This is a genomic window from Rivularia sp. PCC 7116 (assembly GCF_000316665.1).
Classification (GTDB): Bacteria; Cyanobacteriota; Cyanobacteriia; order Cyanobacteriales; family Nostocaceae; genus Rivularia.
In genome coordinates this window covers 762,062-783,450 of sequence record NC_019678.1, presented here as the reverse complement: position 1 = coordinate 783,450, position 21,389 = coordinate 762,062, and the positions used below count along the sequence as shown (strand labels likewise).

Below are 21,389 nucleotides of genomic sequence, written 5' to 3'. Positions count from 1 at the left end.
ACAATAACCCCACGAATTATACTGAGGGGTTACTGACTTGAAATATCATCTCGATCAACTTCAGGTATTTTGAAGCTTACCTCTCCTACCCGCAAATCGCTTCTTCTTATAAGCTGAGTTAGCTGATTGGATTAAAAATAAATTTACAAAAAACTAATTCAAACTTCGTTTCCATCAATAACGTAACAACCAGCTCTTTTTGGATGATCTTCAACGAGCGAACCAGCTTTTACATTCCTTATTAACCATAGAATTAAAATATCTCCACCTGCTGCTAATATAAAAACTAAGCCAAAGATAAAAATAAAAGAATTACCTGTCAATATTCCGACAATAGCTGGTAAAAATCCTAATATTATTGCAGGCATTACTGCCCCTAATCTATAGGCTTTAATTTCCATGGGTTCTTTGCAATGTGCATAAGGTGACATAGTTTTCCAATCAATACCATATCTTATAGCATTTGATTTCTTTTTACTGAAGAATTGCCAAGTTATTCCATGAATTAATTCGTGAATTATAACTCCTATAAAAATTGCTAACATAAAAAGACTAAAAGATTTTGGTTCTAAACTAAATAATTCATCGAAATAATTACGCCGTTGACCTACATAAATATCTACACCTACTAAAATTACTATAAATGGCAAAGCTGCAAAAACAGCATAAAGATTAGCTTTTACCATTGAGACAGACAAATCTTTTTTCATAAATCTAGCTCCCCGTGATATTCACGCTATTAACTTTGTGAATCAATCACCATCTTAATCGTTGAAAACCGCTTCTTCCCAAACCGCGACTTTATCAAATAATAAGCAGCAGGAACGAAATAAAGAGCAAGTAAAGTAGCACCAACAACACCACCAGCAATTGCCACAGCTAAGGGTGGCCAAAATTCCCCACCAGATAACAACAATGGAACAAATCCGATTGCGGTTGTCAGTGTTGTTGTTAGTACGTGACGAGTCGAATGTAATACTACTTTTTGAATAGCTTTGGGATTCCCTGTTTTTGCGATGGGATGATTAGAAATAGCGCTGAGAACTACAATCGAGTCGTTGACTGCTACACCAATTAAACCTACCGAACCAATAATTGGATTGAAACCGAAGGGATAACCAAATAACCAGATAGAAAACAAACCCAAACCAAAGGATGCTACAGCAACTATTCCGATAACACCTGCTAGTTGAAACGAACCCAGGGAAAGTACTAATGTCGCTATCATCAGAATAATTAAAACTCCTACGGTGGAAACTAAACCACCAACAGCATCATTTCTTTGTTCTTGTTCTCCTCCGAATTCAAATCTATAATTTGGGGGTAATGATGATTTGAAATCTTCTAATTTGGTTTGAAATTGACTTAAAATTTCTGCTGGTAATATTCCAGCATTGAGGAAACCTTGAATGGTGTTAACTCTTTGTCCGTTGTAGTGAGTAATTTGAGCAAGTTCTGGTTTTAATTGAACTTTACCCAAGGAAGATAAAGGAACAGCAGCCAGAGGATTATTTCCTTGATTATTACGAGAGTTAGCTAATAAATCTAAAGAAGTAATTTGAGATAAGTTTCCTCGTTCTTGATTTCCCAAACGAACTCTGACGGGTAATTCTTCGTTTCCTTCTAATATTGAACCGCCGATAGTTCCTTCTAAAGTACTATCTAATTGTTGAGCGATTGTTGTCCGATTTAATCCTGCTAAACGCGCTTGTTCTTCGTCTAGTTGAACCTCGATTTGTGGTTGAATTTCATCTAAACTTGCACGGGTATGGGTTACGTCTTTGATATTTACTAAAATTTGTCTAACTTGTTCTCCTAGTGATTGTAATTTTTCGATATTAGAACCATAAATCCGCATTTCGATGGGAGCAGCAAAAGGAGGTCCCTGTTCTAATTGTCTGACAACAATTCTCGCTGAAGGAAAGTTTTTATCTAATTGGGTTTGTAATTTTTTGGTTATGGAAGTTGAGGTCAATGAATTTAATTGTACTAATGCTTGAGCGTAATTATTTTGCTGTTCTTTTCCACCAGTTAAGTTGTAGTAAAAGGAAGGAATATTGCTACCTAGTAACCAGTGAATTTCTTTAACTTCTGGATTATTGATAATGTCTTTGCGGATTTCTTTAATTAAATTTTGAGTTTTTTCTAAGGATACGGAAGAGGTTAATTCAAATTCAATTTGTAGTTGGTCTCTATCTGCTGCTGGAAAGAATTGTTGTCTGAGACTACCTGCTTGGATAAAACCCATGATTGGAATTAATAAAGCTAGGAATATTGAGATAACGGGTTTAGCAACTGTAAATGTTACGGTACGTCGATATAACTTATTCAGAATTGGAATAAAAATACCTTTTTGTAGCCAAGATTTATTTTTATTATTATCTTGTTTAGTATCCCGAAACCGATGCAATTTAGCGCTGAAAGTAGGAATAATCGTCAAAGAAATAAACAGAGAACAGCAAACAGCAATAATCACAGTAATTGCAATCGTTCCTACAAATTCTCCCGTACTTCCCGGTAATAATGCAATTGGTAAAAAAGCTAGAACGGTGGTTAATGTCGAACTTAACAACGGTATTGCTAAATTTTTGATACTGTGATTTATCGCTGCTTTGGCTTTAATTCCCTTGCGTAATTCATTTTGCACCTCATCCACCATTACAATCGCATTATCAATCAAAATTCCCAAAGCAACAATCAATCCCGTAATCGACATTTGATGGAGAGGAATATTTAACCAATTCATCCAACCAAACACCATGAATACCGATAAAGGTAAAGCAGAACTCACAATTAAAGCGCTTTTGAAACCCATCATAATTACAGTTACACTGAAAACTAAACCCGCTCCTAAAAGTAAATTCAAAATTAAACTATTTAATCTTTCGGTAACATAATTACTTTGAGTAAAAATAATCGGTAAACCAATAGTTTGAGGTAATTCCGATTTAAATTCAGCTATCTTTTTCTCAGCAACTTCCGACCATAAATCAAGTCTTGTTCCTGACTGAACGTGAACCGCTACAGCAACACCAGGATAACCATTTAATAAAGCAAGTTCGTTTGCTGGTTCTCTAATTCCCTTCCTAACAGTAGCGATATTTTGTAAAGTTACAAATTGACCTTGAGAACCAAAACTAATGGGAATTTGTCTGATTATCGCTAAAGTTTCTAATTCTCCTGCAACTTTAATCAATAAATTATTATCTTTATCTCGCAATTGTCCCGCAGAAATTTTAGAATCACTCAAAGCAATTTGTTGTGATAAATCCCTCGCTGTTAAATTGTAGCCAGCCAAAGCTTCGGGATTAATTTCTACTATAATCTCCTCTTGGGGGTCGCCAAAAATTTCAACTTCCTCTGTTCCCGAAATAGCTTCTAAACGTTCCTTAAAAACCTCTGCTTGTCGTCGCATAATTCCATAATGAGGCTTATCATCTTGCTTCCAAGTTAAGCCAGTAATTAAAGCATAAGCCTTTACTTTTACTGCTTCTAATTCTGGCTCTACGATATTATCTGGTAATTCGACTTTTACCTCATCTATTTTATTTCTAATCCGCGTCCAAACCGAATCAACTTGTTGTTTTTTGACAGTATCCTGTAATTCAATCTGAATAATAGAACTACTAGTCCGAGAAGTAGATTCATAACTATCAATTTCTTCAATTTCCGTTAACTTATCTTCGATTTTCTCCGTAACCAAAGCTTCAACTCTTTCAGCATCTGCACCAGGAAAAAAAGTAGTAACTACAGCACTACGAGAAACTAATTCCGGGTCTTCTAATCTCGGTAAAGTAAAATAAGAAGAAATACCCCAGACGGCTATTAAGACAATAGTTAGAATTAGTAAACGAGAATTTCGATAAAAAATAGTAAACATAATTATTAGGGAATAGGGAATTGGGAATAGGGAATTGGTAATTATTTTTGTAGGGTGCTGTGACGGTCATATTTATTTATAAAACCTAACCAAATAATTAAAATATACCGTCACGCACCAATAAAGGTATTAATATTTATTTGTTAAAAATATTTATTAAATGCAAATAAACGCAGAGTTAAACGTAAATAAAACAGAGGAATTATTTAATCAATTATTTATATGTGATTAAAATTTATCTTATTACTTATCATTTATCACTTATTATCTGCTACTCTCCACTCATTTTACTAACCAATTGACCGGTAACAAGCCTTTGAACACCATCAATAACAATTGCGTCTCCGGCTTGAATTGTTCCTCTAACTAAAACTCTTTTCCCATTAGTTTCTAATACTTCTATTAATCTACGTTCGACTTTTGAATTACCATCTTTTTCATCAACAACCGCATAACATGACCACAAACCCCGCTCTCCTTTTACTAATGCTGTTATCGGCAACCAATAACCTTCAGTAGCAATATTTTGAATAATTTTTAAGCGAGCAATTTCTTGAGGTGAAACTTGAGCGGTTGATGGTAACTGTAAAATAACTGTCCGAGTCCGAGTAGCTGTATCAACTTCCGGTAAAATTGACTTTACTCTAGCAGAATAAATTTTTCCCCCAATTTCTAATTCTTTCTGACTCTTGGGTGTTAATTTCCTCGCTATATTAATCGGAACCCCAATTTTGACTTCCCGATTACTGTTTTCAACTAAACGTACTATCGATTTACCCGTTTCAACTACCGTTCCCTCATCAACAGAACGAACTCCAACTGTCCCGGAAAAAGGAGCTTTCAAAACACTTTTAGTGATAGTAATATCTAAATTGCTAATTTCTGCCGATAATTGCTCAACTGCGGCTTTTTGGGCTGCTTTTTGTTCGTATCGAGTCCCATTAAGCAATTCTTCTAAACCGCTTCGAGCATTATTCAAACGCTCCGATAAAGCTTGAGAATTGAAAGCAACTTCATCGAATTGTTCTCTCGAAATCGCTCCTTCCTCGTAAAGATATTTTCGGCGATCGCTCTTCAATCTTTCTAATTTCAATTGCTTTTCAATATCCCTAACTCTAGCTCTGGCTGCTGTTATCTGTTCCCTTCTCGCACCATTTTTCAGTTCCACCAGTCTCGCTTCTGCTTGTGCTTTCTGAGCAACCAAAGAGCGACGCTGTGCTTGTAAATTCGCTGTATCTAATTTAGCTAATACCGCTCCTTTGCTAACCCTGTCTCCCTCATCCACTAAGATTTCTATTAACTTTCCACCACGCTCGAAACCAACCTCGCTAGTACGGTTCGCTACTACTTCCCCCGTATAGCTTTGCGTTGTCTGATAATTTTGAGCTAATTCAATTTCGGTCGTTTTAACCGGAAGTGGTGTCGCTTTCGTTTGTGCTTGCACTGGGGAATTATTCGTTTCAATTCCAGTAAATTTACCAATTCCCACACCAGCAAGTAAGATAAGCAAACTAGCCGAAATTAACTGTAACCTCGTGAATGGAGATGATTTTACCCGCTCCGAAACTTCTGGAATAGACTGCTGATTCATGACTTCATCGCAGAGAAAGATGATCAATTAAATGCAAATCTTGCATATACAACAAGTTGTGTATATGGTTATAGTATATAAAACAAGTTGAGTATGTCAAGCTGATTTTGACAACTCACACTTTCTGCACGAACAACTGCTACCTGAAAATGTCACTAGCGCACACAATCTTGGCAACCCTAGGTTCCAAATCCTACAGTGGTTATGATTTATGGAAAAAATTTTCTCAAACCAGTAAATATTATTGGCAAGCAACCCAACAACAGATATATAGAGAATTAGGAAAATTAGAAAAAGAAGGTGCAATAATATCAGAATTAATTCCTCAAGAAGGTCGTCCGAATAAAAAGCTTTATCGGGTTACAGATACAGGGATAGAAAAACTGAAAAATTGGTTAGTAGAACCAGCAGAACCGATGTCAATTCGTGAAGAGTTGCTGGTTAAAGTAATAGCATCTCAATTAGTTTCTAAATCTGTAATTTTGCAAGAAATTGAACGTCATCGTCAAATTCACTTGCAAAAGTTGTCCGAATATCAAGAAATAAAACAGCGAGAATTTCCCGATACTTCCCAATTGTCTTACCAAAAAAAATGTCTTTATGTGACTTTGCGCTGCGGTATTCGTTATGAAACTTATCGGATTGAGTGGTGTGAAGAAGCGATTGAGTTATTGAGTGAAGATTGATGTAATAAGAAGTTATTAATCGGTTATGAATAAAATTATGTTCGTAGTTGCGCTTTAGCGCTTCTTGTTATAAGCGCTGAAGCGCAACTACAAACTATTAACTATAATCTTTAAAGCATTCGTTAAGTCTGACATTTATAATAGCCCATTTGGTGCGTGACACTGAAAACATTTTTACTACGTTCACAGTTACTCAAAGTGTCACAGCACCCTACAAGAAAAATGTGCCGGTTGCGTAAGTCCTATAAAATTTAAAAATTCTTCTTCTGCTATTAATTCCTCCAATTGACGCATTAATTCAGCAAGATTATTTTCAATCGTGTTCCAAACAATTCTTTGATTTACTTGAAAATATTCATGAGCCATCACATTCCTCATATCAGCAACAACGCGCCAAGGAATATTAGGATAACGCAATTGAATTTCGGGAGGAATATTTATTGCTGCTTCTCCGATAATTAGAAAGTCATAGAAAACAGCTTTTGCGATTGTCTCATTATTTTGAAACTCGCTAAATGTTAAATCAGCTACACGATTCTGAATTGAGTTAATCGCTTGTACCATATCTTGTACACGAAAACGCCAATTTCTAGAAGGCAGGCATCACATCCTTAATCACAGGTTCTCTTAAATTTTCTCGCAAAGTGTCTAAAGTTCCAATATCTACAGAACATCCTAAAATATCTTCTAAGTAAAGCTTTACTTTGATAAACTCAAATAATCCAACCTGACGATTAAATTCTACAAAAAAATCTACATCGCTGTTTTCTCGCGCTTCATTCCGTGCAACTGAACCAAATAAATCTAGAGATTTTACTCCCATTGTTTGCAATTGTTCTCGATGCTTTTCAACAATTGCTAGAACTTCATCGCGTTTCATGATATTTCAGTAGTTGTGTAGTTGTGTAGTTTATTTTTATTTATATAACTTACCCAAAGCTCAATCCTTTTATAAATAAGCTTTTGATTCATAACTATTTGCTATTATAAACATCATCTCTGTAAAACTTGAAAATAGTAATTCTCCATCTTCTCCTCCTCCTAAATAAATTCTCGATATAGGTGCTAACTCTTCAGATTTGCACGACACCACCAGATAATCTCGCGAATCTAAATAAAAAATCGGGAACCAATACGATTTCCAATTCAATTCTTCGTATTCTTCAATTGCTGACTCCAAAGATAAGAAAGCATAACCATTGAAAAATTTTGAGAAATCTTCCTCACCTTCACAAGTCCCATTTCTCCACTGATAAAGTTCGTAAACTTCCTCTGGTAACTTAAAAGGTAAATCAGCAACCTTTATCTCAATTTCCTCATAGCTTAATCCCGGTTGCAAAACATCTACCGAAGCGTATTTTTCCGAAGGATGTTTTTTCAACCAATCAAAAATTCTATTTAAAGCATCTGTTAAATCTGACATCGCTAAAAATTATTTTTTACATACAAGCATCCGTAAAATAAGCTTAACTCAATTAGTAGTGCATATGTTCTAAAAACGCAGAATAAAGCAAATTGCATTTTACATGTGTTACTTTTCGTATATCGCTATCAGAATTCATATATTTTTCTTTCATGGTTGCAAAAACCGAAACCATAATTTATTTCATCTATAAATATGCATTTCTACTGAAACCCCCATCTTCACAAAACAACAAAATAATTAAAGAAAATTACTAAACATAGCAGTTTTCAGTTGAGTCTAATAAATTTTTTACCTTATCTTGCCTTATGGGACATTCCTCTTCTTACTAAGGAGACGGAACGAGGGAGAGGTTAAATGCACTACGTTACTGCTCATTGCTAACTGAAAAAACAGCCGCCTCTAAAAGACGACTGTTTGCAAAAATAGGGGGTTTATTTAATTCACGTGTCAGTAAGCTTGACTCGACTTAATAATCGAAGTCACCACCGCCCATACCAGCACCAGCACCAGCACCTTCTTTAGGCTCTGGCTTGTCAACAACGATACATTCTGTTGTCAACACCATTGCCGCGATGGAAGCTGCGTTTTGTAGTGCAGAACGTGTGACCTTTGCGGGGTCAACGATTCCAGCGTTAAACATATCGCTGTATTCGTTAGTTGCTGCATTGTAGCCGGTGTTAAATTCTTTCTCTTTAACGCGCTCAGAAATTACTGCACCGTTTTGTCCGGCATTTTCAGCAATCCGCATCAAAGGAGCGGGTAGTGCGCGAGCTACAATCATCGCACCAATTAATTCTTCACCTTTGAGGTTGCCATTAGCCCACTCTTCCAATTGGGGAGCAAGATGAGCCAATGTTGTACCACCACCAGGAACTATACCTTCTTCTACAGCAGCTTTGGTAGCGTTGATAGCGTCTTCAAGGCGCAATTTCTTGTCTTTCATCTCGGTTTCGGTTGCAGCACCAACTTTAACTACTGCTACACCACCAGATAATTTAGCTAAACGCTCTTGTAACTTCTCTTTGTCGTAGGAAGATTCAGTTTCGTCCATTTGACGGCGAATTTGGTCGCAGCGAGACTTAACTGCTGCTTCGTTACCTTCAGCTACGATGGTGGTGCTGTCTTTGGTGATGCTAATGCGACGAGCTTTACCAAGCATATCTATCTTGGTAGCATCCAACTTCAAACCAGCATCTTCTGTAACTAGCTGTCCACCGGTTAATACAGCAATATCTTCCAACATTGCTTTACGGCGATCGCCAAATCCGGGTGCTTTAACAGCAGCTACGTTGAGTACTCCGCGCAAACGGTTAACAACTAAGGTAGCTAAAGCTTCTTTCTCAATATCTTCAGCAATAATTATTAACGGCTTGCCAGAACGAGCTACCTGTTCCAAAACGGGTACTAAATCCTGTACCAAAGCAATTTTCTTATCGGTGAGCAAAATGAAAGGCTCGTCGAAATTAGCTTCCATGCGCTCTGGGTCTGTTGCGAAATAAGGAGAGATATAGCCTTTATCAAAGCGCATCCCTTCGGTAATTTCCAACTCAGTGAACATGGACTTCCCTTCTTCCAAGGAAATCACACCTTCTTTACCCACTTTATCCATTGCTTGAGCAATCATCTGCCCGACTTCTTCGTCGTTACCAGCAGAAATTGAACCAACTTGAGCAATAGCTTTAGAATCTTCTACCGGACGTGCTTGCTCGGCAATCTTACCAACCAAGAAAGTTGCCGCTTTATCAATACCACGCTTCAAGGAAATAGCGTTAGCCCCAGCTGCAACGTTCCGCAATCCTTCTTTAACCATTGCGTGTGCCAAAACTGTCGCGGTGGTGGTTCCATCACCAGCAGCGTCGTTAGTCTTGGAAGCAGCTTGACGAATCAAAGATACGCCAGTGTTTTCAACGTGGTCTTCTAACTCAATTTCTTTAGCAATGGTCACACCATCATTAACAATCTGAGGTGAACCAAATTTCTTCTCTAATACTACGTTACGACCTTTGGGGCCAAGGGTAACACCCACAGCCTCCGCCAAAGTATCCATGCCCTTTTCTAAAGCACGGCGAGCGTTTTCGTTGTAAATAATCCGCTTAGCCATAATTTTCTACTTGTACCTTTCGCTTACTTTCTCTAAAAAAATGTTGTTATTCATTGCCCGTTGGCTGCCGTTTTGGCATCCAACTAACCACTAACCACTAACAACTAGCTAACGATAGCTAGAATGTCCTTCTCAGAGAGTAGTACGTACTCGTCGGTACCCAACTTAATGTCGGTGCCAGCGTACTTGGAGTAAAGAACTTTATCACCAACCTTTACATCCACCGACTGACGACCACCGTCGTCCTTCATCTTACCGTCGCCTACTGCTACTACTTCACCTACTTGAGGCTTTTCCTTTGCAGTATCGGGTAAATATAAACCACCCGCGGTCTTTTCTTCTGATGGGTTAACCTTTACGAAAACGCGATCGCCCAAAGGTTTTACTGTAGATACGCTTAGAGATACAGCTGCCATAACTTAAATTTGCCTCTTTAGCACTCTCGACTCCTGAGTGCTAATTTAGCGAAGGCAGACCTGTGATGGCAACATTTTATAGAGTACGGGTTTCCGAACTAAACTTTTATGTGGGTTTGATTTGACATCTTTTAAGTATAAATGCTCAATTTTGCCCGGAGTTTCGGGTTTTATGCAACTTCGTTCGTAGAGTTTGATATGGTTTGCGATTATTTGCAAAGCCAAGAAATTGTTATAGAACTGTAAAATGTTGCCCTTTTATGCCAAATGATGCAGTTTTCATTCGAGCCTTCAAGTACAAAAAACAACTAGCCTTCTACTCTATAAAATCCTTAATAAATTATATAGAAACTTTAGGGTTGTCAAAAAATCAACAGCGTGTACTTCTATGATTTTTAGCTTTAATTACCCTAGCCATTACTCAACGGAAGCTAGTTTAAGTTTTAGAAATACTTGAAAAAGTGACTATTTAAGCTCAAAATGGACTCTGTACAAGTGGAAAAACCGGCAACGGAACCCAATCAAAAAAAACTAACTACTTGCAGGAGCGGTTGTTTTAGAACAATAATAGTAGCTTAACCCCCCGTTTATTTGTGGTAACTATTCGCTTATTACCCAAGTAATTGAATGCGTCCCAACAATACGGCGCGAAAAGCTTACAAAAAAGCCAAGCTATTCGATACGAATGCAAGTTAGTTGCTTACCATAAAGGCTTCCCCAAATAAGAAATAAAATCTTAAACCAAAGGGAAGCATTCAGTTGGATACGTAAAAGCAAAAAATTGCTAAAGGCGCGGGTTGTTTTGACAAGAGGTATATTCGCCCAATACTGCTCTTGTAACAGATAAGAATATTATTATTTGATGGAATGTTTTTATCCCCCACCTTTCAAAGCGATATATAATAGCGCATTATAAATACTATTGCTCTACGTATCCTTACTGTGGCTCTTGGAGTTGATGGTGAAATTTCAATGGAGGCGGTAATCTCCTTTGAGAGTTCCACGATTCTTAGGCAAGGTAAGTGGGAAAAAGGGACAACATCTCAATCATCCACCAATTAGGATAACTATTCAAGACCTTGATGGATCTACGCGCGACAAGTGCCACTGCTATGAAAGAACCCAGCATGAAAGATCACAAACGCTTACTGCTCATAGATGATGACCCCAATCTCATCTTGCTGGTAAAAGACTACTTAGAATTCCGAGGATATGAAGTCGTCACTGCCGAAAATGGTCGAGAAGCTCTGGAAATATTAGAGCAAGACATTCCAGACATGATTATTTGCGACGTGATGATGCCAGAAATGGACGGATACACCTTTGTAGAACAAGTCCGACAAACAGAACGCACCAGTTGGATACCTGTTCTCTTCCTTTCTGCAAAGGGACAAAGCGCAGATAGAGTGAAAGGTTTGAATAAAGGTGCCGACGTGTATATGGTTAAGCCTTTTGAACCTGAAGAACTCGTAGCTCAAGTTGAATCCTCGCTCAAGCAAACAATTCGTTGGAAAGAACATCAAGCTAAAGGAGGCGAAAACGGCTCTCGCATCCAAGTACCCTTTGATGTCCAGCTAACCCCAACAGAACTAAAGGTGGTGCAGTTTGTGGCTAGAGGTATGGCTAACAGAGAAATCGCTGAAGAATTAAACGTCTCTCAGCGTACTGTTGAAAGCCATGTTTCTAATATGTTGGGTAAAACCAACCTCCACAATCGCACCGAATTAGCTCGCTGGGCGATTGAAAATCAAATGGCATAAACCCATAGATTTTATGAGTAGGACTCTAGACTTTAGATTTAAATTACTAATCTAAAAGCTAGAGTCACTTAAACAAAGATTAACTAATGACTCCTTGCACAATCAAACAGTTGCCAGTTAGCAGTTACCATCCGTTTGCTAATTAAATCAATTTCATTGATAATTGATGATTAAATATCATTCACAGGTCACTGGTTGCTGGTTACTGTTCACTGCTCACTGTCGTCTTCCGTTCCAAAATTTCTTTCAAAACCAGGGTTACAAATCCTAAACAAGCGAGTAAAACTGCAGCAGCAAAAGCTGTTTCCGTTTCATACTGCTTATAAGCTTGCTCCACAAACAGCGGTAAAGTTTGAGTTTTACGGATAATATTGCCAGATACTACAGATATCGCTCCAAATTCACCCATCGCTCTGGCATTAGTCAAAATCAAACCATAAAGCAAACCCCAGCGGATATTTGGTAGAGTTACCCGCCAAAAAGTTTGCCAATGACTTGCACCCAAGGTATTCGCTGCTTCCTCTTGCGAAGAACCAATTTCTTCCAAAACTGGAATAACTTCCCTTGCCACAAAAGGCATAGTTACAAAAGCAGTTGCTAAAACCATTCCCGGAAAAGCAAAAATCACCCTTACATTAATCGCATTCAATATTCCTCCAAACCAGCCATTCTGCCCGTAAAGCAAAATCATCATCAAGCCAGCAACCACTGGAGAAACCGAGAAAGGGACATCCAGAATACTCATTACAAAAGCCCTTCCAGGGAAACGATTGCGAGCAAGCACCCAAGCCGCACAAAGCCCGAAAATCGCATTTATCGGCACTACAATCAAAGCAATAAGTAAAGTCAGCCCCACCGCGCTGACAAAATCATCAGTCATCAGGTAGCTAAAAAATTGACCAATACCGCCCTTAAAAGCTTGATAAAAAACATTTATAGCCGGAATAAATAATACCAGTCCTAAGTAAGTGATAGCACTGAGAATTAAAAGTCTTTTACCCATAATTAAATAGTAGTTAGTTGTTAGTAGTTAGTTGTTAGTAATTAGCGATAAAAATGAGGAGTGAGGAGTTAGGAATTAATGGTTAGGAGTTAGGAGTAGGAGTGATAAATTAAGAGTTAGGAGTTAATAATTAATAATTAATAATAAAGAACTAATTCATACTATTACCAATTACTAATACCCCATGTCCCATGCCCAATGCCCAATGCCCAATTCCCAATTACTGATACCTTTTTCCCCAAGCTTGTAATAAGTTAATAGCTAATAAAATTAACAGTGAAATTCCTAAGAGTACAGTTCCAATCACCGTCGCACCGGCGTAATCATATTGTTCCAAACGTTGAAAAATTAATACCGACGCAATTAAATCCTTAAAAGCAATATTTGAGGAGACAATTACAATCGAACCATACTCTCCTACAGCACGAGAAAAACCTAAAGCAATACCCGTTAATAAAGCTGGAAATAAAGGTGGAAAAATCACTTGCCAAAAAGTTTGAAACTTCGACGCTCCCAAACTCCAAGCAGCTTCTTCTATATCGTGTTCCATTTCTTGCAATACCGGTTGCAATGCTCGCACGATGAACGGTAGCGAAATAAACAGCATTGCCACAAAAACGCCAAACCGGGAAAAAGCAACTTTAATACCCAACGGCGCAAGCAAAGAACCAATCCAGCCATTTTCGGAGTAAACATTAGCTAAAGTTAAACCTGCTACCGCCGTCGGCAAAGCAAAAGGTAAATCAATTGCCGCATCAACAAGGCGCTTCAGCGGAAAGTCGTACCGAACAAGTATCCAAGCAATTAATAAACCAAAAGCACCATTAACAGCAGTCGCAATTAACGCAGTAACAAAAGTAACGTTATAAGCAGAAAGTGCGATCGCGCTAGTAGCAATTCGCCAAAATTCGGTTACCCCCACCTGAGAAGCCTGTAAAAGCAAAGCCGTCACCGGCAGCAACAGCATGATAGTCAAATAACCAATAGTAATTCCCCAAGGCAAAGAGAATTTTGGACTTTGAATTTTAGATTTTGAATTTTGAATTCGAGATTCTGCAACAGCCATTTTCAGCGAACAGTTATCAGTGAACAGTGAACAGTTATCAGTGAGCAGTTATCAGTGAGCAGTTATCAGTTAGTAATTAGGAGTTAGGAGTTAGGAAAACATCTGTAGTGGGAGCATCTTGCTCCTTTTTCTTATGCAATTACCAATGCCCGATGCCCAATGCCCGATGCCCAATCCCCAATCCCCAATTACCAATTACCCATTACCTATTCCCAATTTTCTTCTGAATTTCATCAAACGCTGCACCATCAGCAAAAAACTTATCCTGCAATTTATCCCAACCACCCAATTCGTTGACGGTAAATAAGGTTTTTACAGGAGGATATTTACTGGCGAATTCTTGTTTAACGACTGGGTTGACTGGACGAAATCCAATTTTTGCAAATTCTCTTTGTGCGGCGGGGGTAAATAAATATTCTACAAAGGCTTCTGCTACTTTTCGGTTGCCATGTTTCTCTACATTTTTATCAATTACTGCAACGGGATTTTCAATTAAAATATTCGTTTCGGGGACAATATAATTACTCGGTTTACCTTTCAAACCAGCTAAAATCAATTCATTTTCATAATTAATTAAAACGTCTCCTTGCCCTTGATTAAAAAATGCATCGCTGGCTTCGCGGGCATCTCTTGGTAATATGGGAACGTTTTGATAAACTTTGCTGGTAAAATCTAATGCTTTATCTTCTGCACCAGTTTCCGATTGGGAACCATATAAAGCCAAGAAATTCCATCGCGCAACACCAGAAGTTTTTGGGTTAGCGGTAATGATGCTAACGTCGTCTTTTGTTAAATCTTGCCAATCATTAATTTGTTTGGGATTACCTTCACGAGTGACTAAAGCGGCAACAGATTGAGTCACCATACTATTCGACGGCGCTTCATTTTCCCATCCCGGTTGAATCAACCCGGCTTTTTCAATTCTCTGCATATCCAAAGCCAAAGCCAATTCCACCACATCAGCATCCAAGCCATCAACTACAGCACGGGTTTGAGCGCCGGAAGCCCCATAACTTTCGTAAAAACGCACGGTTTGATTGTGTTTTTGCTTCCACTCTTGCACAAATTGCGGAATAATTTTTCTATAAGCTGGTTTGGTAACTGCATAGGAAACCAGCGTTAAATCTACCCGATTTGAATTTTGGGCATTCGACGCACTACAAGATATTAGCGAAACGCTTATACTTAAACCCAATAAAAATAGTAAAACAAAACTTTTAATTCCCCCTCTTGTCATCAAGCGGGCAACGAAGCGCCATAGCCCCATTTAAGTTTCCCCTGTTAATCTACGGTAACTCGGTCAAGATACCGGGTTTTCTATGTTTTATCCTACAGCATTTTGGGTATGGGGAATTGGGCATGGGGAAAAGAAGAGGGGGAAGAGGTGGGAGAGGGGGTAGATAATTATTTTTAAACTAATTCCTAACAACTAACAACTAACTGCTAACTGCATAAGTTAATTTAACTTACACCTATTTATAAATGTATTCCTCGAAAGTGTTGTGTGCGATTGGGGAATAAAGAATATTTCTTTATCCCCAATTGTTTTCTCGTTTTAGTGAAGTTCTAATTTTTATTTTTATTTTCTGAAAATATATGATTATTAAGTGTATTTATATAAAGCTGGCTTCATAAATAATTAATAAATATCACTATGAAGAAAAAAATCTTGATTTTAGCAGCGAATCCCACGGATACAAGTCGATTGGATCTACCTCAAGAAGTGCGGCAAATTCAAGCAGTAAAAAGACAAGCCAAATATCGAGAAGAGGTTGGAATTATCAGCGAGTGGGCTGTAAGAGTTGATGATTTGCATTCGCACTTATTGGACTATAAACCAAATATTGTTCACTTTTGCGGACATGGTACGGGGGATAATGGTTTGGTGCTGGAGAATGAATATGGACAAAAGCAACTTGTAAGTAGCAAGTCTTTAGCTGATTTATTTAAGTTATTTGACAAAAATGTTGAATGCGTGGTGATGAATGCTTGTTATAGCGAAGTACAAGCAAAAGCTATTCACGAGCATATTAATTGTGTAATTGGGATGAATAAAGCGATTGGAGATAAAGCCGCAATCAAATTTGCAACTAGTTTTTATAATGCTTTAATTAACGCAAGAAATTATCAAGATAGTTTTGAATTTGGGAAAACTTGCTTGATTTAAAAAACATTCCAGAATCGGGAATACCACAAATAAAGATTAGAGATGATTCTCAAAGTTTACTTGACCCAGATTTAATAAATAAAACAAATAATAGTGATATTGAACCTTTTCAACCCATCAAATATATACCGAAAGTTGGCAATAAAAACTTTGTCGGCAGACAAGATGAACTTGCCAAAATTCACGATAAATTTTCGGAAACAAACAATAAAGTCGCCATTTCTTCTGTATCTGGTATGGGTGGTGTCGGTAAAACCGAATTAGCGATACAGTATGCACAAACATACGAAGATGATTATACTGGTGGAATTTGTTGGTTAAATGTTAGAGATACAAATTTAGCTGCGGAAATTCTTAAATTTGTCCAGCAGCAAATGGGTTTGAAAGTTCCACAAAAGGATATTCAAGAAAATCCGCTGACTCTGGAACAACAAGTAGCTTGGTGTTGGCAACATTGGCAGCCACCTGAAGGTTTGGTATTGGTAATTTTAGATGATGTGACTAATTTAGAAGGTTTATCTGAGTTACTACCATCTATTAACCGCTTCCGGGTTTTGATGACAACTAGATTGCGAGATATTGACACCAATGTTGAGGAAATACCCCTTGATGTGTTGTCAGCAGAGGAAGCTTTAGAATTATTCAAAAAGTTAGTTGGTGAAAGCAAAGTAAATAAAGATTTAGAAACAGCCCAAGAATTATGTGAATGGTTGGGATATTTACCTTTAGGGATAGAGTTAGTCGGAAGGTATATCAAGAAAAAACCTCCCCATTTTACTTTAAAGAAAATGCTGGAGCAGTTGCAACAACAACGACTGCATCAAGATGCGATGAATCCCCAGCAGAAAGGATTACGTACAGCCCAATTAGGAGTTTTAGACGCATTTGAATTAAGTTGGAAAGAACTCAATACTACTACAAGGGAGTTTGCTGCATTATTAAGTCTATTTGCAGCAGAAATTTTTGAGTGGGAGTGGGTAGAGTCGATGACTAAATCCCTCAATTGGAATGAATCTGATGCTGAGGTAGCTATTGAGGAAGTTTACCAACGTAATTTGGTGCAGTCTTCAGAATATGAAGATGCAGTTTACTATCAAATTCATCCTTTAATTCGAGAATTTTTAAAAGATAAATTACAAGCATCAGCACAAATCAACGAGTTAAAACAAGCATTTGCCACCACTTTTATTGAAATTGCTCAAACAATTCCTGAGTCACCAACTCTAGATTTTATCAATTCAGTCAAAAACGCTATTCCCCATTTAACTGAAGTTGCAGAAAATCACCTTGATGCAGTTAGCGATGAAAATTTAGTTTGGCCTTTTATTGGTAATGGGAGATTCTACAAACAGCAAAGTTATACATTAGCACAACCTTGGTATGAGCAATGTCTATCAACAGTGCGATCGCGTTTAGGAGAAAATCATCCCGACACAGCAACCAGTTTGAACGATTTAGCTTATCTCTACTCTAGTCAAGGAAAGTACGAACAAGCTGAACCCCTTTATATCCAAGCTTTGGAGATTGCGGAGCGGGTTTTGGGTGCAAATCATCCTAATACGGTGATTATTCGGAATAATTTTGAGTATTTATGGGGGAAACAGTGAGCAGTTAACAGTGAGCAGTTTTTAATTATTAGGAAAGTATCTCAAAGCTTTAAATATTTCTTTTTTGCCATTGTTTCGGGTCGCGTTTAACGTGAAAACAAGCGATTATAGTAATGACATCTTCTTCCACTACATACATTACTCCATAAGGAAAACGACGTATTAACACTCGTCGTACTTCCTGATATATTTTAGGATAAGCTAAGGGACTCCTTCCGATTAACGCAAAACAGCCATCTACAGCACGCACAAATTCCGAACCTAACCCCGTGTTACTTTGTTCGTACCATTCAAAAGCATCTTGGATATCAAATTCTGTTTCCGGGCTAATAATTAACTGATAATTCATTTATCAAAACCCAGACGCTGTTTAACCTCTTCCCAGGTTGAACCCTGCTGTGGATTTTGACGATGCAATTCTAAACGTCTATCTAATTCTTGTTTTTGACTTTCCCTCAAAGGAACATCGGTATTACCCTCAGCCAGAATACTATCCCATAAATCCTCAGCTAGTTGTATCCGCTCGGATACGCTTAATTCCGAAATATCAACCTTTAATATAGGATGCATGGTTATTTGTTTAAATTGACTATTATTTATAATTTTAAGTTAATCGATTTGCTGACGACGATGATATTTTTTCCAAGGAAACCAAACCATTTTCTTCAAAATCAATCTCTAAATGATATCCTTCCATCAAAGCAACTCCCAACAAAGGTTTATAACCAGAAGCTAAAACTGGAACTACTTTTTCTACATCATCCCAAATAATTGTTGCTAAATGTACAGATAATACAGTTTCGCTACCATCGGCTAATCTTGCAGGAATACTTGAATATAAAGGAAGATTCATAAGATTTACTGCTTGTAGTGGTAGCGTTAGATAGTCATTGAATCCAGTATCGATAACAAAATCCACAGAAAAATCTGGCTGTGAAGGTAAACAAAAAGTTACTGGAATTGTTGCTTTACCCTCACTAATTCTTCCATTAATCATTGAACTGTACGGTTCATCGGAGCATGACCAAAACTGACAGCAACATCATAACCAATCCGTATAGTAAATAATCTAGCCATTGGTTTTTTCTGCTTTAACTTCATCGCAGTTTCTATACCAGTTTTATCAATTCCGTACTCGCCAGTTTCAGCATCAATCGTAATCATCTTGCCAATATTATCGCCATGCTCAACTTCTTGGCGAATTCCATTTTCATAAAATTCTTTAGCTCTGCGAGCAACTTCTTCTAAAGTCCAGAAAAGTGATTGCATGATTATTAAACCTACTTTTGACTATTTGATTATTATCTCACTTACTCATTTAAAAATAAACTCGCATCAACATGAAATAAATTTTCTAATTCTTGAGCTTGCTTAGAAGTTATTTCTGAATCACCATTCATAACTTTATCAACATTCTCAATAGAACCAAAAACTTGTACTAAACTTTCCTTAGAAATATCCTGCGCTTCCATTAAATGTAAAAGCATCGAACTCGCTGTACCTTTAGGAATTGGGTAATGTTTATCTTCAAAATCTTCAATTGATTTTACTAATAAGTCTAAAATTGTATTTTCTTCTGGTGTTAGATTTTTCCGCGCTAGCAACTCTTCAACAACTTCTAAAAAATATTCATTTTCGGCTTCCGTTTGAATAATTCGAGGTTGAGATTTAGATAGTAATTGGCTATAAATTTCTGAGTAAATAGTAAGGGTAATTTTCCCATTTATCTTTATACTAATAAAATATCATTCTCCCAATAACTATCAACTATCAACTAACTCTCTTAATCCATGAATCTCGAATCCCTCCTCAAACTCAACCGTACAATCCGCGTGATTGGCTTCGACGACGCACCATTTATTCGTGGTAGTGGAGAAAAAGTTAATTTAGCGGGAATAATTTGTGCGGCAACTCGATTTGAAGGAATGGTTTGGGGAGAGTTAGAGCAAGACGGTTTTGATTCCACAGAAACCATTTGTAAATTATTACTTGACAGCAAATTTTTACCGCAATTACATATAGTATTACTCGACGGAATTGGCTTCGGTGGATTTAACGTAGTAGACTTACCAACCTTAGCCGAAAAACTCCAACTTCCCTGCGTCGCCGTCATGCGTCGTCAACCGGATTTAGATGCAGTTATTGACGCAATGAGTCGCTTACCAAATTTACAACAAAGACAAGAATTATTAAAAAGAGCCGGTATAATTTATGAATATTCGCCTTTCGTATTTCAAGTATGTGGTGAAGAGCCAGAAATCATTGCCAAAGTATTAGAAAAACTCACCGATTGTGGAAAAGTCCCCGAAGCATTGCGATTAGCTCACTTAATTTCTGCCGCTGTTATCAAAGGAGAAAGCGGAAGCTCTGCGTGAGGGAATTTTGGATTTATCTCAATTCATAGCAATACCCTAGAAGGGTATCGCTACATTTACGAAGCCTACCTTCGTAGGCTGGAAATTATTAATTTAGCCCACGTTAGCGAAGCGTGTCCGACAGGACATAGGTGGGCTTTGTTTGTGTAGCCGAGGCAGTGCGTTGCGGGGGTTCCCCCCGTTGTAGCAACTGCCGTCCACCCTTCGAGGGTGAGGGCATTTTTGGCGTGTTTTTGCTTTTACCTTACAAACTCCCCAACAACCTTCTCCAAACCAGCAACCACCCGCGCGAACTTTTCATAATCAATCTTATCGGGAATATCTTCTAAAGTATGATAATGCTTGTAGCGAAAAGGCGCAGTATCAGTAACCATTAAAGCTTGATAATCTTGCTCCCAAAATGACCAATGATCTGACCAACCCACACCAGGAATTTGACCAAAAATCGCTACACCTTCCGATTGAAATTGTACCTGCTTGCGAAATAAATCAATTGTCTTCTTCACCAACCAACTAGAATTTATATCCCCCACAAAAGCAATAAAATTACCTTGAGAAGGATAAATTAAATTCAGCGGAAACGGATATTTTTGACTTCCTTCTTCCTCGGAAAAATAACCCATCGTTTCCAAACTCAACATTGCTACAACATTTTCATTCCTTTCCTTACAACCCTTCGCGTAAACCAAACTACCCATATTCTCAGTCCAAAAATACGGCGGTTCCTCATTCGTAAATTCCACAAACCGTAAAGTTTTATTTGGCTTTTTATCCGCAAATCTCCGCGCCAATTCCAATACCGCAGCAACACCGGAACCATTATCATTCGCACCAGGGCTTGTAAAAGCTGTATCGTAATGTCCGCCAATAATTACAATTTCATCAGGTTTCTCAACACCCTTAATTTCAACTTCTAAATTTGTAAAAGTTTTATTATCTATCTTATATTCTTGCTTATTGACTTGATAACCAGCTTCCTGAAAAGAAGATTTGAGAAAATCCGCCGCAGTATTGATATTTTCATAATTATTGTAATTACGCGCTCCGATTTCAATAGCTAACTTATTAATATCTTTTTGTAAATTATCTTGAATTATTTTTTCTTGAGCGGTTAAAGGAAGAAATTGACCACTGTAGCTATTTCCCGGCATTTGGAAACATGTAAACCACAGCCAGCCAATAACACCCAATAAAATAAACAGTAAAACACCAAGCCTTATTAAAGCAGCTTTACTAAAAGCTTTAAATTTACGCTTTCTCTTATTCACAGTCATATATTACACCCCAAAAATAAGTAAATAATTAATTATA

Annotated in this window: 22 protein-coding genes; 5 read left to right on the top strand and 17 right to left on the bottom strand. The window is 37.6% G+C overall.

The window, feature by feature from the left end:
- Positions 1-158: 158 nt before the first annotated feature.
- The 3 genes from RIV7116_RS02945 to RIV7116_RS02935 all read right to left on the bottom strand — a co-directional run bounded on the left by RIV7116_RS02945 (position 159) and on the right by RIV7116_RS02935 (position 5,471).
- Complete coding sequence (locus RIV7116_RS02945) at positions 159-710, bottom strand: DUF3267 domain-containing protein (protein ID WP_015116778.1); 552 nt, start codon at positions 708-710, stop codon at positions 159-161.
- A gap of 29 nt (positions 711-739) precedes the next feature.
- Positions 740-3,880, bottom strand: a complete 3,141-nt coding sequence (locus RIV7116_RS02940; RefSeq protein ID WP_015116777.1) for an efflux RND transporter permease subunit — start codon at positions 3,878-3,880, stop codon at positions 740-742.
- 271 nt (positions 3,881-4,151) lie between these two features.
- Entirely contained in the window at positions 4,152-5,471 is a 1,320-nt protein-coding gene (locus RIV7116_RS02935; protein ID WP_015116776.1) for an efflux RND transporter periplasmic adaptor subunit, read from the bottom strand.
- A 149-nt stretch (positions 5,472-5,620) separates the two neighbouring features.
- Between RIV7116_RS02935 and RIV7116_RS02930 the strand changes: the two genes are divergently transcribed.
- Positions 5,621-6,157 (top strand): PadR family transcriptional regulator, encoded by a 537-nt coding sequence (locus RIV7116_RS02930; protein WP_015116775.1) that lies wholly within the window; start codon positions 5,621-5,623, stop codon positions 6,155-6,157.
- A gap of 201 nt (positions 6,158-6,358) precedes the next feature.
- Here the strand turns inward: RIV7116_RS02930 and RIV7116_RS02925 are convergent, their stop codons facing one another.
- The 5 genes from RIV7116_RS02925 to groES all read right to left on the bottom strand — a co-directional run bounded on the left by RIV7116_RS02925 (position 6,359) and on the right by groES (position 10,100).
- On the bottom strand, positions 6,359-6,721 hold the full coding sequence (locus RIV7116_RS02925; RefSeq protein WP_198287572.1) for a DUF86 domain-containing protein: 363 nt from the start codon (positions 6,719-6,721) through the stop codon (positions 6,359-6,361).
- A gap of 25 nt (positions 6,722-6,746) precedes the next feature.
- Positions 6,747-7,037 carry a nucleotidyltransferase family protein gene (locus RIV7116_RS02920; RefSeq protein ID WP_015116773.1) on the bottom strand — a complete coding sequence of 97 codons (291 nt, stop codon included), beginning with the start codon at positions 7,035-7,037 and terminating at the stop codon, positions 6,747-6,749.
- 69 nt (positions 7,038-7,106) lie between these two features.
- On the bottom strand, positions 7,107-7,580 hold the full coding sequence (locus RIV7116_RS02915; RefSeq protein ID WP_015116772.1) for an SMI1/KNR4 family protein: 474 nt from the start codon (positions 7,578-7,580) through the stop codon (positions 7,107-7,109).
- 469 nt (positions 7,581-8,049) lie between these two features.
- Complete coding sequence (gene groL / locus RIV7116_RS02910; protein WP_015116771.1) at positions 8,050-9,684, bottom strand: chaperonin GroEL; 1,635 nt, start codon at positions 9,682-9,684, stop codon at positions 8,050-8,052.
- A gap of 104 nt (positions 9,685-9,788) precedes the next feature.
- Positions 9,789-10,100 (bottom strand): co-chaperone GroES, encoded by a 312-nt coding sequence (gene groES, locus RIV7116_RS02905; protein ID WP_015116770.1) that lies wholly within the window; start codon positions 10,098-10,100, stop codon positions 9,789-9,791.
- Positions 10,101-11,182: 1,082 nt separating this feature from the next.
- Here groES and RIV7116_RS02900 point away from each other — a divergent pair.
- A complete protein-coding gene (locus RIV7116_RS02900; protein WP_015116769.1) occupies positions 11,183-11,860 on the top strand; it encodes a response regulator transcription factor in 678 nt (225 codons plus the stop codon).
- 202 nt (positions 11,861-12,062) lie between these two features.
- On the opposite strand, the gene cysW is transcribed toward RIV7116_RS02900, so the two are convergent.
- The 3 genes from cysW to RIV7116_RS02885 form a co-directional block, all read right to left on the bottom strand.
- Complete coding sequence (gene cysW, locus RIV7116_RS02895; protein ID WP_015116768.1) at positions 12,063-12,863, bottom strand: sulfate ABC transporter permease subunit CysW; 801 nt, start codon at positions 12,861-12,863, stop codon at positions 12,063-12,065.
- 220 nt (positions 12,864-13,083) lie between these two features.
- On the bottom strand, positions 13,084-13,929 hold the full coding sequence (gene cysT / locus RIV7116_RS02890) for a sulfate ABC transporter permease subunit CysT (protein ID WP_015116767.1): 846 nt from the start codon (positions 13,927-13,929) through the stop codon (positions 13,084-13,086).
- A 202-nt stretch (positions 13,930-14,131) separates the two neighbouring features.
- A complete protein-coding gene (locus tag RIV7116_RS02885; RefSeq protein ID WP_015116766.1) occupies positions 14,132-15,196 on the bottom strand; it encodes a sulfate ABC transporter substrate-binding protein in 1,065 nt (354 codons plus the stop codon).
- A gap of 387 nt (positions 15,197-15,583) precedes the next feature.
- Here RIV7116_RS02885 and RIV7116_RS36290 point away from each other — a divergent pair, with 387 nt between their 5' ends.
- Together RIV7116_RS36290 and RIV7116_RS02875 are read left to right on the top strand one after the other, a co-directional pair.
- Positions 15,584-16,096, top strand: coding sequence for a CHAT domain-containing protein (locus tag RIV7116_RS36290; protein ID WP_015116765.1), 513 nt, complete (start codon positions 15,584-15,586; stop codon positions 16,094-16,096).
- The gene (locus tag RIV7116_RS02875) at positions 16,084-17,703 is read left to right on the top strand and encodes a tetratricopeptide repeat protein (RefSeq protein ID WP_015116764.1); all 1,620 of its coding nucleotides are present in this window, start codon (positions 16,084-16,086) and stop codon (positions 17,701-17,703) included. Before RIV7116_RS36290 ends, RIV7116_RS02875 begins: the two co-directional genes overlap by 13 nt.
- A 49-nt stretch (positions 17,704-17,752) precedes the next feature.
- Here RIV7116_RS02875 and RIV7116_RS02870 read toward each other — a convergent pair whose 3' ends face one another.
- Genes RIV7116_RS02870 through RIV7116_RS02850 form a run of 5 tightly spaced genes read right to left on the bottom strand, consistent with a single transcriptional unit; the run spans position 17,753 to position 19,307 of the window.
- A complete protein-coding gene (locus RIV7116_RS02870) occupies positions 17,753-18,052 on the bottom strand; it encodes a type II toxin-antitoxin system RelE/ParE family toxin (RefSeq protein ID WP_015116763.1) in 300 nt (99 codons plus the stop codon).
- Positions 18,049-18,273 (bottom strand): addiction module protein, encoded by a 225-nt coding sequence (locus tag RIV7116_RS02865; protein WP_015116762.1) that lies wholly within the window; start codon positions 18,271-18,273, stop codon positions 18,049-18,051. The genes RIV7116_RS02870 and RIV7116_RS02865 overlap by 4 nt, the downstream gene beginning before the upstream one ends.
- A gap of 34 nt (positions 18,274-18,307) precedes the next feature.
- The gene (locus RIV7116_RS02860) at positions 18,308-18,700 is read right to left on the bottom strand and encodes a clan AA aspartic protease (protein ID WP_015116761.1); all 393 of its coding nucleotides are present in this window, start codon (positions 18,698-18,700) and stop codon (positions 18,308-18,310) included.
- Positions 18,697-18,972: a hypothetical protein gene (locus tag RIV7116_RS02855; protein ID WP_015116760.1), complete on the bottom strand. Its 276-nt coding sequence runs from the start codon at positions 18,970-18,972 to the stop codon at positions 18,697-18,699. Before RIV7116_RS02855 ends, RIV7116_RS02860 begins: the two co-directional genes overlap by 4 nt.
- A 41-nt stretch (positions 18,973-19,013) precedes the next feature.
- A complete protein-coding gene (locus RIV7116_RS02850) occupies positions 19,014-19,307 on the bottom strand; it encodes a type II toxin-antitoxin system HigA family antitoxin (RefSeq protein WP_232435760.1) in 294 nt (97 codons plus the stop codon).
- Positions 19,308-19,493: 186 nt separating this feature from the next.
- Between RIV7116_RS02850 and RIV7116_RS02845 the strand changes: the two genes are divergently transcribed.
- Positions 19,494-20,078 carry a DUF99 family protein gene (locus RIV7116_RS02845; protein WP_015116758.1) on the top strand — a complete coding sequence of 195 codons (585 nt, stop codon included), beginning with the start codon at positions 19,494-19,496 and terminating at the stop codon, positions 20,076-20,078.
- A 239-nt stretch (positions 20,079-20,317) separates the two neighbouring features.
- On the opposite strand, the gene RIV7116_RS02840 is transcribed toward RIV7116_RS02845, so the two are convergent.
- Complete coding sequence (locus RIV7116_RS02840) at positions 20,318-21,352, bottom strand: M28 family peptidase (protein ID WP_015116757.1); 1,035 nt, start codon at positions 21,350-21,352, stop codon at positions 20,318-20,320.
- Positions 21,353-21,389: the final 37 nt, after the last annotated feature.

What these genes read in the sequence shown, in the direction of transcription:
- RIV7116_RS02945 (WP_015116778.1), bottom strand. Translation starts at nt 710, where the DNA reads ATGAAAAAAGATTTGTCTGTCTCAATGGTAAAAGCTAATCTTTATGCT.
- RIV7116_RS02940 (WP_015116777.1), bottom strand. Translation starts at nt 3,880, where the DNA reads ATGTTTACTATTTTTTATCGAAATTCTCGTTTACTAATTCTAACTATT.
- RIV7116_RS02935 (WP_015116776.1), bottom strand. Translation starts at nt 5,471, where the DNA reads ATGAATCAGCAGTCTATTCCAGAAGTTTCGGAGCGGGTAAAATCATCT.
- RIV7116_RS02930 (WP_015116775.1), top strand. Translation starts at nt 5,621, where the DNA reads ATGTCACTAGCGCACACAATCTTGGCAACCCTAGGTTCCAAATCCTAC.
- RIV7116_RS02925 (WP_198287572.1), bottom strand. Translation starts at nt 6,721, where the DNA reads ATGGTACAAGCGATTAACTCAATTCAGAATCGTGTAGCTGATTTAACA.
- RIV7116_RS02920 (WP_015116773.1), bottom strand. Translation starts at nt 7,037, where the DNA reads ATGAAACGCGATGAAGTTCTAGCAATTGTTGAAAAGCATCGAGAACAA.
- RIV7116_RS02915 (WP_015116772.1), bottom strand. Translation starts at nt 7,580, where the DNA reads ATGTCAGATTTAACAGATGCTTTAAATAGAATTTTTGATTGGTTGAAA.
- groL (WP_015116771.1), bottom strand. Translation starts at nt 9,684, where the DNA reads ATGGCTAAGCGGATTATTTACAACGAAAACGCTCGCCGTGCTTTAGAA.
- groES (WP_015116770.1), bottom strand. Translation starts at nt 10,100, where the DNA reads ATGGCAGCTGTATCTCTAAGCGTATCTACAGTAAAACCTTTGGGCGAT.
- RIV7116_RS02900 (WP_015116769.1), top strand. Translation starts at nt 11,183, where the DNA reads ATGGATCTACGCGCGACAAGTGCCACTGCTATGAAAGAACCCAGCATG.
- cysW (WP_015116768.1), bottom strand. Translation starts at nt 12,863, where the DNA reads ATGGGTAAAAGACTTTTAATTCTCAGTGCTATCACTTACTTAGGACTG.
- cysT (WP_015116767.1), bottom strand. Translation starts at nt 13,929, where the DNA reads ATGGCTGTTGCAGAATCTCGAATTCAAAATTCAAAATCTAAAATTCAA.
- RIV7116_RS02885 (WP_015116766.1), bottom strand. Translation starts at nt 15,196, where the DNA reads ATGGGGCTATGGCGCTTCGTTGCCCGCTTGATGACAAGAGGGGGAATT.
- RIV7116_RS36290 (WP_015116765.1), top strand. Translation starts at nt 15,584, where the DNA reads ATGAAGAAAAAAATCTTGATTTTAGCAGCGAATCCCACGGATACAAGT.
- RIV7116_RS02870 (WP_015116763.1), bottom strand. Translation starts at nt 18,052, where the DNA reads ATGAATTATCAGTTAATTATTAGCCCGGAAACAGAATTTGATATCCAA.
- RIV7116_RS02865 (WP_015116762.1), bottom strand. Translation starts at nt 18,273, where the DNA reads ATGCATCCTATATTAAAGGTTGATATTTCGGAATTAAGCGTATCCGAG.
- RIV7116_RS02860 (WP_015116761.1), bottom strand. Translation starts at nt 18,700, where the DNA reads ATGATTAATGGAAGAATTAGTGAGGGTAAAGCAACAATTCCAGTAACT.
- RIV7116_RS02855 (WP_015116760.1), bottom strand. Translation starts at nt 18,972, where the DNA reads ATGCAATCACTTTTCTGGACTTTAGAAGAAGTTGCTCGCAGAGCTAAA.
- RIV7116_RS02845 (WP_015116758.1), top strand. Translation starts at nt 19,494, where the DNA reads ATGAATCTCGAATCCCTCCTCAAACTCAACCGTACAATCCGCGTGATT.
- RIV7116_RS02840 (WP_015116757.1), bottom strand. Translation starts at nt 21,352, where the DNA reads ATGACTGTGAATAAGAGAAAGCGTAAATTTAAAGCTTTTAGTAAAGCT.